The sequence below is a fragment of the Roseovarius litorisediminis genome, assembly GCF_900172295.1.
GTDB classification, from domain to species: Bacteria; Pseudomonadota; Alphaproteobacteria; order Rhodobacterales; family Rhodobacteraceae; genus Roseovarius; species Roseovarius litorisediminis.
In genome coordinates, this window is record NZ_FWFL01000002.1 from 496466 (window position 1) to 509377 (window position 12912).

Annotated in this window: 15 protein-coding genes; 5 read left to right on the top strand and 10 right to left on the bottom strand. The window is 58.9% G+C overall.

Features of this window, described 5'->3' with window-relative positions; translation table 11 throughout:
• Positions 1-42: 42 nt before the first annotated feature.
• The 4 genes from PEL8287_RS05765 to PEL8287_RS05780 form a co-directional block, all read right to left on the bottom strand.
• Positions 43-549, bottom strand: coding sequence for a periplasmic heavy metal sensor (locus tag PEL8287_RS05765; protein ID WP_085891390.1), 507 nt, complete (start codon positions 547-549; stop codon positions 43-45).
• The gene (locus tag PEL8287_RS05770) at positions 546-923 is read right to left on the bottom strand and encodes a hypothetical protein (RefSeq protein WP_085891391.1); all 378 of its coding nucleotides are present in this window, start codon (positions 921-923) and stop codon (positions 546-548) included. The genes PEL8287_RS05765 and PEL8287_RS05770 overlap by 4 nt, the downstream gene beginning before the upstream one ends.
• Positions 916-1500 (bottom strand): RNA polymerase sigma factor, encoded by a 585-nt coding sequence (locus PEL8287_RS05775; RefSeq protein WP_085891392.1) that lies wholly within the window; start codon positions 1498-1500, stop codon positions 916-918. Before PEL8287_RS05775 ends, PEL8287_RS05770 begins: the two co-directional genes overlap by 8 nt.
• Before the next feature lie 90 nt (positions 1501-1590).
• Complete coding sequence (locus PEL8287_RS05780; RefSeq protein WP_176228565.1) at positions 1591-2235, bottom strand: EF-hand domain-containing protein; 645 nt, start codon at positions 2233-2235, stop codon at positions 1591-1593.
• 211 nt (positions 2236-2446) lie between these two features.
• Between PEL8287_RS05780 and PEL8287_RS05785 the strand changes: the two genes are divergently transcribed.
• Positions 2447-2836, top strand: a complete 390-nt coding sequence (locus PEL8287_RS05785; protein ID WP_085891507.1) for a DUF983 domain-containing protein — start codon at positions 2447-2449, stop codon at positions 2834-2836.
• Between the two features lie 25 nt (positions 2837-2861).
• Positions 2862-3569: an NUDIX hydrolase gene (locus PEL8287_RS05790; protein ID WP_085891393.1), complete on the top strand. Its 708-nt coding sequence runs from the start codon at positions 2862-2864 to the stop codon at positions 3567-3569.
• Here the strand turns inward: PEL8287_RS05790 and PEL8287_RS05795 are convergent.
• The 3 genes from PEL8287_RS05795 to PEL8287_RS05805 are packed head-to-tail and all read right to left on the bottom strand — an operon-like array spanning position 3532 to position 5554.
• On the bottom strand, positions 3532-4434 hold the full coding sequence (locus PEL8287_RS05795; protein ID WP_085891394.1) for a DMT family transporter: 903 nt from the start codon (positions 4432-4434) through the stop codon (positions 3532-3534). The genes PEL8287_RS05790 and PEL8287_RS05795 overlap by 38 nt on opposite strands.
• A gap of 21 nt (positions 4435-4455) precedes the next feature.
• Entirely contained in the window at positions 4456-5355 is a 900-nt protein-coding gene (locus tag PEL8287_RS05800) for a fatty acid desaturase (RefSeq protein WP_085891395.1), read from the bottom strand.
• Complete coding sequence (locus PEL8287_RS05805) at positions 5348-5554, bottom strand: DUF2061 domain-containing protein (protein WP_085891396.1); 207 nt, start codon at positions 5552-5554, stop codon at positions 5348-5350. The genes PEL8287_RS05800 and PEL8287_RS05805 overlap by 8 nt, the downstream gene beginning before the upstream one ends.
• Positions 5555-5659: 105 nt before the next feature.
• On the opposite strand from PEL8287_RS05805, the gene PEL8287_RS05810 reads away from it, so the two are divergent.
• Complete coding sequence (locus PEL8287_RS05810; protein ID WP_085891397.1) at positions 5660-6526, top strand: helix-turn-helix domain-containing protein; 867 nt, start codon at positions 5660-5662, stop codon at positions 6524-6526.
• 84 nt (positions 6527-6610) lie between these two features.
• On the opposite strand, the gene PEL8287_RS05815 is transcribed toward PEL8287_RS05810, so the two are convergent.
• Genes PEL8287_RS05815 through PEL8287_RS05825 form a run of 3 tightly spaced genes read right to left on the bottom strand, consistent with a single transcriptional unit; the run spans position 6611 to position 9796 of the window.
• The gene (locus tag PEL8287_RS05815; protein ID WP_085891398.1) at positions 6611-7312 is read right to left on the bottom strand and encodes a response regulator transcription factor; all 702 of its coding nucleotides are present in this window, start codon (positions 7310-7312) and stop codon (positions 6611-6613) included.
• On the bottom strand, positions 7309-9213 hold the full coding sequence (locus PEL8287_RS05820) for a PAS-domain containing protein (RefSeq protein ID WP_085891399.1): 1905 nt from the start codon (positions 9211-9213) through the stop codon (positions 7309-7311). The genes PEL8287_RS05815 and PEL8287_RS05820 overlap by 4 nt, the downstream gene beginning before the upstream one ends.
• Entirely contained in the window at positions 9206-9796 is a 591-nt protein-coding gene (locus PEL8287_RS05825; RefSeq protein WP_139837706.1) for a 2-hydroxychromene-2-carboxylate isomerase, read from the bottom strand. Before PEL8287_RS05825 ends, PEL8287_RS05820 begins: the two co-directional genes overlap by 8 nt.
• Before the next feature lie 230 nt (positions 9797-10026).
• On the opposite strand from PEL8287_RS05825, the gene PEL8287_RS05830 reads away from it, so the two are divergent.
• Positions 10027-12006, top strand: a complete 1980-nt coding sequence (locus tag PEL8287_RS05830; protein ID WP_085891400.1) for an AMP-binding protein — start codon at positions 10027-10029, stop codon at positions 12004-12006.
• Positions 12003-12824, top strand: a complete 822-nt coding sequence (locus PEL8287_RS05835) for an ABC transporter ATP-binding protein (protein ID WP_085891401.1) — start codon at positions 12003-12005, stop codon at positions 12822-12824. Before PEL8287_RS05830 ends, PEL8287_RS05835 begins: the two co-directional genes overlap by 4 nt.
• Positions 12825-12912 lie beyond the last annotated feature (88 nt).

A 12912-nucleotide genomic window follows, 5' to 3' on the forward strand; every position in this document is an offset into this window, starting at 1 on the left:
AGACGCTTTGTACGGCAGGCGGCCATGGTTGTTCAAATGCCTTTATTCTTTCCAGTCCTTATGTCGTGACCAGTGGCCTCGAACGCTTTCCTGCAAGCGGTCAGCATAGGCCTTGCGTTCAGCCGGACTCATTTGCGCCAGACGTTCCAGCAATATCGTTTGCCCCAGTTCCAGTCTGTCCTTGAAGGCGACGCGTTGATTTGACATGCGCGCCCGGACGGCATCGGGGACAAAAGGCTCGGCTTTCAGGTCTGCAATTAACAATTGGAACTCCTCGCGCTGCTGTTGCCGGGTCGGATGCCCGTCGCGATAGGCCTGCCGCATTTGCTGTCCAATGGCCCGGCGGTCCTTATCGTTTAGGGCGCGGGTCAGCGGGCCACCGACCATATCCAGGCGGGATGGATGGCGTGCATGCCATTTGTCCCGCATAAGCATCGCACTGCCAACGGCGCCCAGCACGACAAGATTGAGCGCCAGAGAGGCGACAAATAAAACGCGCAGCCAGGGCTTTGCCCCGGTCGATTTCTTGTTTTCAGGCTGTGTCGTCATTGAAGGAATCCTTCTGCAATCTCGAAGGTGGCCTCGGGGGCAACGTCAATCAGATAGGCGTCATCGTCAGTTCCAAAAAAGCTATCGGCCGTCGCGACAAGCCCGTCTGGCGGGCTGATCCCCAACCAGACCCCAACCAAAGCGGCTGTGGTAAGGCCCGCCATCGAGGGCCAGCCTCCAAGTTCACGGAAAACCTGCAGCAGCCAGGGCGCGCCAGGTAATTGAGGGGCGGTCACCGGCGTAACCGCTGCTTGCGCGTCATATGCGTCTGTCAAAACGCGCTTCATCAAATCGGCCGAGGGTTGCGCCGGATGCTCGCGAACTCTGGCAAAAAGGTGGTCCAGATCCACCGGATCAAACTTTCGTTCAGTCATCGCTATACCCCAATTCATTGCGTTGCCCCGCCAGTTTGGCGGCCAGCGTTCGTTTGCCCCGTGCTGTCAGGCTTTCGACGGCCTCGGTGCTGATCTCCATGATTGCTGCGATCTCGGGGTTGGTCAGCCCCTCGATATGACGCAGCACAACCGCCTGACGCTGCCTTTCAGGCAGTTGGTTCAGTGCCTTTTGCAAGGCCACTTCGCGGGTGTGGTCCTGTATCCGTTCGGTCACGCCCGGCGCGTTATCCTCGGGCTCGGGCACGGCATCCAGCGCCAGACCCGGTTTGCGCCGCAGTCGGTCGGTGCACAGATTGGCCACCACACGGTATAGCCAGGTGCTGATCTTGGCCTCGCCTTGTCGCCAGTCCGGGGCGATCTTCCACAGCCTTAGCATTGATTCCTGCGTGACGTCCTCGGCCTCGGCGTGATTGCCGAGCAGGCGATAGGCATGTGCCATAACCTTTGGCGTGAATCGCAAGGTCAACGCCCGCGCGGCCATTTGATCGCCGTTGGCGAACAGCACCAGCAATGCCTCGTCGGATACATCAGTCATGGCATCAAGCGGCATGTCCATTTTCCACAAGCTGTATCCTGCACACAGCGAAAGTTAATCGCAAGGCCGGCAGAGACTTAACCCCTGCCGACGGGAAGCGCTGATTAACGGTTAGTGATGGCGGTGGTGATCGTGGTGATCGTGGTGGTCGTGGTGATGGTGATCATCATGATGCCCGTGACCATCATGATGCCCGTGATAGCCATGTTCCCTACCATAATGATCGTGCTGATCATATCCGCGACCTTCGCGTTTGTGGCCATTCATCCTAGACATGCCTTTCCCTGAGCCGTCTTTCATCTTGCCGCGGTGGTGCATCTTTTTGATTGCTGCAAACTCTTCTTGAGAAATCGCACCGTCGCCATCGCTGTCATGCATTTCGAACATGCGCCCCATCATCTGTGGCTGCATCTCGTCCATAGTGACCTTGCCATCGTTGTTGGCATCACGCGCCTCCATCATCATCTTGGCACGGGCCGCCATGCGCTCGGCCATACGGGATTGCATGCGCGCGATCATTTCTTCGGTTGAGATGGCACCGTCACCATCAGTATCGGCGGCTGTGAAACGCTCCTGTGCGCGTGCTTGCATCTCTTCCGGCGTCACCTTGCCATCGCCATCTGCGTCCAGTTCGTCAAAATCAAAGGCAGGGCCCTGGCGCATGCCACCCTGTCCTGCCTGCTGAGCAATCGCAAAGGTCGAAGTGGCCGCAATGGCTGCTGCAACAACTCCTGAAACCAACAACTGTCTTTTCATCTATTCTCTCCTTAAGAGTGATCATTTTCCTGTTCTGGAACGGGGCCGGTAAGGGCCGCGCCTGAAACTGGTACGCGCAACGCCACAAATTCCGTCGCCGTCTGCCGATATAGCGCCCCAATTTGCGACATCGGGACGCAACAGTGCGATGATACCTTTATATTTGAGGCTTTCTGCCCCAATTACCGGGGATGTCGACACGGGGATTCAAATGACCGACCAAACGGTAAATAGTGAAGAGCGCGCGCTTTGGCCCGCGCTAACCAAGGGATTTCGCCGCAAATGCCCGAATTGCGGCAGCGGCCCGTTGATGAAAAGCTATCTGAAGGTGCGCGATACCTGCACCGTCTGTCGCGAGGATCTGTCGCATCAGCGCGCAGATGACGGCCCCGCCTATCTGACGATTCTGATTGTCGGCCATATTGTGGCGCCGCTGCTGTTGGTAGTGTTTGAAACGTGGCGGCCAGAACCTTTGGTGCTGTTCACCATATTCGCGGTTGGCAGTGTCACCCTGTCGCTATACCTTCTGCCCCGACTGAAAGGGGCGGTTGTGGCGTTTCAATGGGCCAGGCTGATGCATGGGTTCGGGGGCGGCACCTGATCCTTTCACGATTGAAAGGGGTGTAATGAGCATCGACAAATCCGCTATTCGAAACGCCGCCACGGTGATTGCCCTGCGCGACCGTCTGGGTGATCCGCATGTGCTGATGGGACAGCGCGGGGCAAGTGCGGCCTTCATGCCCAACAAATTTGTCTTTCCCGGCGGCGCGGTCGATACCGCCGACGCGTCCGTGCCTTTGGCCAGCCCCCTTCCCGGTGTCTGCGCCGAGCGCCTGCGCGAAGACAGCGAGGTCGACCTGTCGCACGCCCTTGCCGCCGCCGCCATCCGCGAGTTGTGGGAGGAAACCGGCCTGATCCTTGGCCAGCCCGGCATCTGGCCCGGTGCCGTGCCCGAAGACTGGACAGGGTTTGCCGACCGCGGCCATCTGCCTGCGGCCCATCCCCTGCAGTTTGTCTTTCGCGCCATCACCCCGCCCGGTCGCCCGCGCCGGTTTGACGCGCGGTTCTTTCTGGTGGATGCCGATGAGATTGCCAGCGACCTGGATGATTTCAGTGCCGCCTGTGACGAGCTTTCGCACCTGCAATGGGTACCCTTGACCCGCGCGCGCGAGTTTGACCTGCCGTTCATCACCGAGGTTGTTCTGGCCGAGGTCGAGGCCCGCGCCCACGACCCCGCCCCGCCGCAGACGGTGCCGTTCTTTCGCAACGATGACGAGGCAAGCCTGTTCTTGCGGCTCAGAGGAAAAGAGCTACCGCAAGGACTGACAGAGTAATCAGCGCGATGCCCGCACCTTCGCGGCGTGTGAGTTTTTCGCTGAAAAACAGTACCGAGGCAAATAGCGAAAAGATCACCTCGACCTGCCCTACGGCAAAAACATAGGCCGCGTTTTGCAGGGTAAAGGCGGTGAACCAGCACAGGCTGCCACCCAGTCCGGTGATCCCCATCCAGACCGCCGTGCGCCGCGCCGCCCAGACACGGGCCATTTGCCCGGCCTCGCGCCACATCAGCCAGATGGTCATCGCCACCGCCTGCGAGGTGGTCACCACGGCCAGCGTGCAAAGGGCGCGCAGCAAAGGATCGTCGCTGGCGATTTCAAGGGTGGCCCCGCGGTACCCCACCGCAGAGATGGCAAAAAGCGCCCCACCCGCCAGGCCCAGCCCCGCCGCGCGATTGAAAATCCGCCGGTGCCAGCGCCCCGACAGCCCCGGCGTGTCCGACAGGATCAGTACGCCCGCCAAGCCCAGCACAATGGCCCCCAGCCCCATCAGCGACACCCGATCGCCCAGCACCACAAGGCCGACAAGGGCGGTCTGCACAACTTCGGTTTTCTTGAAGGTGATGCCGACGGCGAAATTGCGCTGCGAGAACAGCGCCACAACGCACCATGTCGCCAGAATCTGGCTTAGCCCGCCGGTCATCGCATAGACCCAGAACCAGCCCGACAGGGGCGGCAGGCCCACGCCCGACCACCAAAGATAGGCCACCGTCATGCTGACCACGAAAGGCATCGAATAGAAAAACCGCGCCAGCGTGGCCCCGCCGGTGCTGAGCGTGCCCATGCTGAGGTGTTTTTGCAGCATGAAACGCAGCGTCTGAAACGCCGCCGCCGCAATTGAAAGAAGTATCCAGGCCTGCATGAGGCCCGTCATGCACCCAATTTACGGCTTAGGCCAGAGCGGATGCGGCACCGGATCCTTGGCGCGCCAGAAATGGCGCCGGAAAATCTGCCCGTAAGACCGGTAGTGGTAACTGTCATTGCGGGTCAGAAAGGTCTCGCGGTTCTCGGCGAACAGACGGGGCAACGTGTACCATGCCGCCTTGGGGTGCAGGTGATGTACCACGTGATAATTGTTGTTGAGAAAAATCAACGCCAAGAACCCGCGGTCCTCGATAACAACGGTCCGTCCCGTAGTGTGTTCGTGGGCCCGATGCTCCAGAAACGTACGAATCTTGAGGATGGACAACCCGGCATAGGCCGACAGAAGATAGGCCCAGAGCGGCATTGGTGTCCAGACCACCCAGACCAAAACCGGAAGCACTGCAGGGATCTGCCAAAGCCATCCTTTCAACGTCGTTCGGTCGCCGCTGCGGATGGCGCGCCAGTCGGCGGTCATAAAGGAAATCTGTCCCACCAGCGGCCCCACCAACAACCGCCCGAACAGCGTGTTGTTGAACATCAAAATGCGCTGCAGGGGACGTGACAATCTGGCCCAGACCTTTGGATCCATATAGTTGGATTCGGGGTCGTCATAAGGATCTGTCAGCCGCGAGTCCTGATGGTGTGCAAGGTGGGTGTCGCGAAAGCGCTGATAGGGCACGAACAGTCCCAAACACGGGAACACAAGCGTTTCGTTCAATGCTTTGACCCGAAATGGATGCCCGTGCAGAGCTTCGTGGGTCAGCGACGAATGCAGGGCAATGAAGACCGTGGTCAGAACCATGCCCAAGGGCAGCCACAGGACCGTTGCCCAAGTGGTGGAAGTCATCCAGCCCGCGTAACAGATCACGACCAGTGCAAGCGTCGGCAATTCAACTTTCACCCGGGGCATTTTACCCATGAGAGCGACCCCAACGGATATTGGCCCAGATGCGCTCGTAAACCACGTAGGTGCTTAGCCCGATGGCTGTATTGATCAGCGCCATGGCCGCGCCGACAGAGGTTGAACCGGTCATGATCAAGCCGACAAGGCTCATCATCATCAGGCCAATAGCATTCCATACAAGCGCCTTGACCATTGTGCGTTGCCGCGATTCCATTCCGCTTCCCAGAGTTTGTTTCACAAAAGCGTTACGACAGAAAAGGAAGACAGGGCATTTCGTTTATAGTTAACATTTACCTGCAACGATGATAAAAATCATCACATGCCATATAAAACCGACAAACGACTGCGCGCTGACCTGTTCCGCACCCGCTTGGGAGATGCCATGCGTGACCGCGGCACCAACCAAAGTGCTTTGGCGCGTGCGGTTGGCGTTGATCGTTCCACTATCTCTCAGTTGTTGAAGGGGGCCGGGGCGCGCCTGCCCAATGCGCAGGTCGTCGGGGAATGCGCGGCGGCACTTGGCGTTTCGGCAGATTGGTTGCTGGGCCTTACGGACCGGCCTGAAACGGCTGCTGACATTCTGGCCAATACGCTGTCGCTGACAGAGGCGCCCCGTGCTTTGGTGGACGAGCAGATTTTTCAGTGGCACAAAGAGGCCGCAGGTTACAAAATTCGCCACGTTCCCGCGGGTCTGCCCGATATGCTCAAGACGCGCGCGATGCTGGAATGGGAATACGCCCCGCATCTGGCGCGCAGTGCCGATCAGGCCATAGGTGCTTCAGAGGACAGGTTAAGCTGGATACGCGGTGCCCATTCGGATTATGAAATTGCACTGCCGCTTTTCGAATTGCACAGTTTTGTCCATGGCGAGGGCTATTACGCCAGCCTGCCCAAAGCGGTCCGGCAGGAACAGGTGACCTATCTGCTTGAGGTAAGCCAGCAACTTTATCCGCGTCTGCGCATATACCTGTATGATGCACGGCGGATTTATTCGTCACCGCTCACCATTTTCGGCCCGCTTCTGGCAGTGCTTTATATCGGGCAAAACTACATGGCTTTTCGCGATACCGAACGGGTTCAGGCGATCACCGGGCATTTTGATTATCTGGTGCGAGAGGCAGCCGTCACAGCCCGCGAACTGCCCGGACACCTGCGCAGCCTTTGGGCCGAGGTGGAAGGCGCCTGATCCGGCTTCGGTTCACATGATGCCAGGGCCAAAGCCTTGCCGAACGTCACTAAGATAGCGGGCCGGGTCGCGCAGTTTTTTCAGTCAAACCCAGCTAACATCGCCCAGAAAAATATAGCCCGCGCCGTAGATGGTTTTGATCAGCCTTGGGTTTTTGGGGTCTTCACGCAATTTGGTGCGCAGGCGAGAAATACGCACGTCCATCGCCCGGTCAAAGCTTTCACCGGCGGCGCCGCCAAGTACTTCCTGCATTGACTGACGCGAGATCAGGCGTTTGGGGCGTTCCAGAAAGAGGCGCAGCACTTCACCTTCTGCGTGGGAAAAGGGGGTTTCCTGTCCGGTCTGGTCTTCCAGAATGTAGCGGTCGAAATGGGCAACCCACCCGTTGAAATGCGCGGTTTCTCCGGTCTGAGGCGTGGTCGTGCCACGGCGCAGGCGGGCCCTGATGCGGGCAACGACCTCGGCGGGGTCAAAAGGCTTGATGATATAGTCATCAGCCCCCAGTTCCAGTCCGGTCACCCGGTCCTGCACCTGTGCACGGCCCGAGATTATGATCACGGTTGCCCCCTGTTCCAGCGCCAGCCGGTGCACCAGTGTCAGCCCGTCGCGGTCGGGCAGCGACAGGTCCACCAGACACACGTCTGGCGTGGTCGTGCGCAAGGCGGCCTCAAATTCGGTTGCGCGGCCAAAGGTCATGGTGCGAAAACCCGCGTCTTCCAGCGCATCCGACAACATGGTGCGAATGGCGGGCTCGTCGTCAAGGATGGTCACAAGGGGGGCGGTCATGATGGCAATCCGGTGCTGAGAAGGGCGTTAAGCTGGGCGTCAGTGAAGGGTTTGCGCAGCACGGGTACAAGGGCAGTGGCAGCACGATGTAGCGGGTCATCTGGCGGTAGAGATGTCATCAGATAGGCCGGACAATGACCGGCGGGCAGGCTTGCAATCAACTCGAGTCCGGTCTTGTCGCCTTCAAGCGAGATATCTGACAAGAGGGCCGAGATTTCTGAAAGCTCGGACAGTAGGGACAAAGCCTCGTCCACGCTGGCGGCCTCGATTACCGAATGACCGGCTTCGCGCAACATTTCACGCACGGTTGAACGCAAATCAGGGCTGTCTTCAACCAGCAGGATAAGACCGGGGGCACTGTGTAGATTGACCGGGCGAAGGGGCAGGCGCAGGGTGACGCGGCCGCCGGTATCGGTGTTGGACAGGTGCACCTGTCCTCCGGCCAGTTTGGTCATGTCATAGACCATGGACAGGCCCAGCCCCGAACCTTCGCCGCCCTTGGTGGTAAAGAACGGGTCCAGCGCATGTTTAAGCGCTTGTTCAGAAAAACCTGCGCCGGTGTCAATGATGGTAAATTCGATCCAGGTGCGCTGAACCGTCCGGGCGATCAGTTCAATTTCTCCGACTTCGCCACAGGCATCGCGAGCGTTAAGAACGAGGTTCAGAAGCGAATCCTGCAACATCCCGGTATCCAGCAGATAGCTGTCCCCGTCGGTCAAGTTGGTCACGTTGAAAGACACCCCAGGCCGCAACGTCGAGCGGGCCAGCGGGCCGAGGTCGGACAGAAAGGCTGCCAGATCTGTTGCCACGGGTTCATGTTCGCGATGGCCTGTCATATCGGCAATCCGGTTTAGCAGGCTGCCGCCCCGGCGCGCTGCTGCCAGCGTTGCATTGATCAGTTCGTCGGCCGCACCGGGAAGGGGCATGCGTTGCAGTTTGGCCTGCATGCCAAGGATAATTGTCAAAAGGTTTGCAAAGTCATGCGCCAGACCACTGGTCAGTTGTGCGGCCATTTCGCGGCGTCGGGTTTGTTGCAGGGCGGCGCGCGTCTGGCTTTCTTCAGTGATGTCCATCGACAGGATGTAGACACCGCCGGTAGAATGATCTGGCGTAAGCGCCACGCGGATGCGGCGCGAACTTGGGTCGTGGGTGAACTCAAAAACCGACGGTTGCCCGGCATAGGCCTTATCCAGGTGCGGCCCGATGACCGACCAGGGCTGCGGCCCCAGAACCTGCGCCGCATGAACGCCGATCAACTCGGATTTCGAGCCCGGCATGACCGAGGTCAGCCGCCGGTTGGAATAGGTATACCGCCGCTCGGCATCCACATGGGCGATATGGGCAGGCATCATTTCGGTGGTAAGCCGGGTGCGGGCCTCGGACGCGGTCAGCTGGCGCTTGGCCTCTTCCAGAGCGGTAATTGTCGCCTCAAGCTGACGGTTGGTTGCGGTTAATTCCTCAGAGTAGCCGGAAAGCTGGTCTGACAGCTCCGCGGACCGGGCGCGCAGCAGTTCCTCCTGGCGTTTCGTGCGGGTGATGTCGGTATAGACGGTTACCCAGCCGCCTTGCGGCAGGGGGGTGCCTTCGACGCTGATCATTCGGCCATTCGCGCGGGTGCGCTCCATATAATGCGGTTCGAATGCGCGGGCTTGATCGACACGGGTACGCACAAACTCGTCCAGATCTTCGACATCGCCGTAATCGCCGCGCTGCGCCAGATAGCTGATCGTGTCGGCAAAATCGGCCCCAAGTGTAACCAGGTTATCCGGCAGATCGAACATTTCCTGAAAGCGGCGATTGCAGACAGCCAGTTTCAGGTCGCGGTCATAGACCGTCAGCGCCTGCTGAATCAGGTTCAGCCCCGCAGTTGTCATTTTCTGCGTGTGGCTGGCGTCAGACATGTTTCAATGCCCATTCCAAGGCATCGTCAAGCCGGTCGTCACCCCAGAAAAGTTCGTCACCGACCATAAAACTGGGCGCCCCGAAAATACTGCGTCTGGCCGCTTCTTCGTTCGTGCGGCGCAGGGCCAGCTTGTTGTCGTCCTGCAGGGCGCGGTCGATCAGGTCGGCGGGCAGGCCGGATTGCGCCAGGCAATCGGCGATCACGGGCGTTTGCGAGATGTCATGGCCCTGTCCGAATTCGGCAGTATAAACGGCCTGGCAAAAGGCGACGCCCTGATCGGTCTGCAAGGCCAGTTGCGCCACGCGCGACGCCAGCACGCTGTTTTGCGGGAAGGTATCGGACCATGCGAGCGGCAGGCCAAGCGCCTGCGAGCGCCGCTCCATGTCGCGCCACATGTACTTGCCCTTGGCAGGATAGATACGGAACGGCGAGGTATTCCAGCCTTGCGCGGCAAAGATCGGACCCAGAAGAAATGGTCGCCAGCGTACCGAGACGCCCGCCTTGGCGGCTTCTTTTGGCAGGCGCATGGCGCTGAGATAAGAATAGGTCGAGGCGAACTCGAACCAGAATTCAATCTGCATCGGCAGCTTTACCCCTTTTGCTGGCGAAATCTGTGTGGGGTTCCACGTTTCTGGATGCGAAAGCTGCATGTCAAGTCTTCGCTTACGGACAGGGCGCGCTGTTACAATTCGTAAGATTTGGGAAATGTTCAGGAAAAAGTTGACGCCGACTGTGAAAGCCGCACCCTGTAGCGCAGGGAGAATCGCCCCTTGGGCGGTCAGATGTTCGCAACGCGGACAATTGGGAGGACATGAACTTGGCACAGTCGGCTCAGGCCGCCGGAGGACTTGCGTCCTTTCCGGCGCTTCTGCAACGAAACGCCACGCAGTTTGGCGATAAACCTGCGTACCGGGAAAAAGAATATGGCATCTGGCAATCCTGGACCTGGGCACAGACCGAGAAAGAAATCGAAGCGCTGGCGCTTGGGCTGATCAATCTTGGCGTCAACGAAGGGGATTTTGTTGCCATCATCGGCCGCAACCGGCCATATTTTTACTGGTCCATCGTGGCGGCGCAATCGGTGGGGGCGATTCCGGTGCCGCTCTATCAGGATGCCGCCGCCGACGAGATGGCCTATGTGATGGAGCATTGCGGGGCCCGGTTTGCGATTGTTCAGGATCAGGAACAGGTCGACAAGGTGATCGAAATTCAGGATCAGCTGCATCAGTTCGAGCATATGATCTATATTGATCCACGTGGCCTGCGGAAATATGACCATCATCAACTGCACCAGTTCAGCCATATTCAGGAACAGGGCCGTGCAGCGCGCGAAGAATTCATCACCGATCTTAAAGAGCGGCGCGAGAAGCTGGATTATGACAGCATTTGCGTAATGCTGTACACGTCGGGCACGACGGGCAAGCCCAAAGGTGTGGTGCTGTCGAACCGAAATATCATCGAGGCGTCCAAATCGTCCTCCGAGTTTGACCACCTCACGCGTGACGAAGAAGTGCTGGCCTATCTGCCGATGGCCTGGGTTGGCGATTTCATATTCTCGATCGGGCAGGCCTATTGGTGCGGGTTCTGCGTGAACTGCCCCGAAAGTGCGGACACGATGCAGACCGACCTGCGCGAAATCGGCCCGACATATTATTTTGCCCCGCCGAGGGTATTTGAGACCCAGTTGACCAATGTCATGATCCGGATGGAAGATGCCAGCCGGTTCAAGAAATGGCTGTTCGACACCTTCATGGCACATGCCCGCAAGGTGGGCCCGGCCATTCTGGATGGCAAACAGGTAAGCGGATGGGACCGGCTGAAATACAAGCTTGGCAATCTGTTTGTTTATGGCCCGCTGAAAGATACGCTTGGTTTTGGCCGGGTGCGGGTGGGCTATACCGCGGGTGAGGCGATCGGGCCGGAGATCTTTGATTTCTATCGCTCACTGGGGATCAACCTGAAGCAGCTTTATGGTCAGACCGAGGCGTCGGTGTTCATTACCCTGCAGCCCGATGGCGAGGTGCGCAGCGACACCGTGGGCGTGCCCGCGCCGGGTGTGGAAATCCGCATCGCCGACAATGGCGAGGTGTTCTATCGCAGCCCCGGTACGTTTGAATATTACTACAAGAACCCCGAAAGCACTGCCGATACCAAAGATGCCGAAGGCTGGGTCGCCACCGGCGATGCCGGGTTCTTTGACGAGGATAACGGCCATCTGCGCATTATCGACCGGGCCAAGGATGTGGGCAAGATGGCGGATGGGTCGCTGTTTGCGCCGAAATATGTTGAGAACAAGCTGAAATTCTACCCCAACATCCTTGAGGCGGTGGTTTTCGGCAACGGGCGCGATGCCTGCACGGCGTTTATCAACATCGACCTTGCGGCGGTGGGCAACTGGGCCGAGCGCAACAATATCGGTTATGCCTCGTATCAGGAGTTGGCGGGCCACCCCAAGGTTCTGGACACGATTCAGGCCCATGTGGAAGAGGTGAATCGCAGCCTGGCAGAAGACCCGATGCTGGCGCATACGCAGGTGCACCGGTTCCTTGTGCTGCACAAGGAACTGGATGCCGATGATGGTGAGATGACCCGCACCCGCAAAGTGCGCCGCCGGATTGTCGAAGACAAGTTCAGCGACTTGATCACGGCGCTTTATGACGGGTCGGATGAAATTTTCACCAAAACCGAAGTGACCTATGAGGATGGCCGCAAAGGATCAATCAGCGCGACGTTGCAGATCCGCGATGCCGCCGTGGTGCCGGTTCAAACGCAGAAGGTGGCGGCGGAATGAAAGACGTGAACACAGAAGGATATACCACCGAGGATGGCCGCAAAATCGGCGGCGTCGTGATGGAGATGAAGAACATCACGCTGCGGTTTGGCGGGGTGGCTGCGATTACCGATATCAGTTTTGATATCCGCGAGGGCGAGATCCGCGCGATCATCGGGCCCAATGGCGCGGGCAAGTCGAGCATGCTGAACGTGATCTCGGGCTTTTATGTGCCACAAGAGGGCGAGGTCTGGTACAAGGGCAGCCGCCGACCGCCGATGAAGCCGTTTGAGGTGGCGCGTCAGGGCATTGCGCGGACGTTTCAGAATATCGCCCTGTTCGAAGGCATGACCGTGCTGGACAACGTCATGACCGGCCGTATCCGGCAGATGAACGCCGGGTTGCTGTCGCAGGCAATCTGGAAAGGTAAGGCCGAGAAGGAAGAGACCGAGAACCGTGCCGCGGTAGAGCGGGTGATTGATTTTCTCGAAATCCAGCACATCCGCAAAACCCCGGTGGGACGCCTGCCTTATGGTTTGAAAAAGCGGGTCGAGCTGGCCCGCGCGCTGGCCGCCGAGCCGTCAATCCTGCTGTTGGACGAGCCGATGGCGGGCATGAACGTCGAGGAAAAAGAGGACATGAGCCGCTTTATTCTGGACGTGAACGACGAATTTGGCACCACGATTGCCCTGATCGAGCATGACATGGGCGTGGTCATGGACCTGAGTGACCGGGTGGTGGTGATGGATTACGGCAAGAAGATCGGCGATGGCAGCCCGGATGAGGTGCGCAACAATCAGGCTGTGATTGATGCCTACCTGGGGGTTGCACATGACTGATGCGCTGACAGATGCCGGGATTTTCCCCCGGCCCGCCGCCCACCCACCCGCCCCGGCGCGCCGGGGGAAAATTGTATTGAACGGAGAC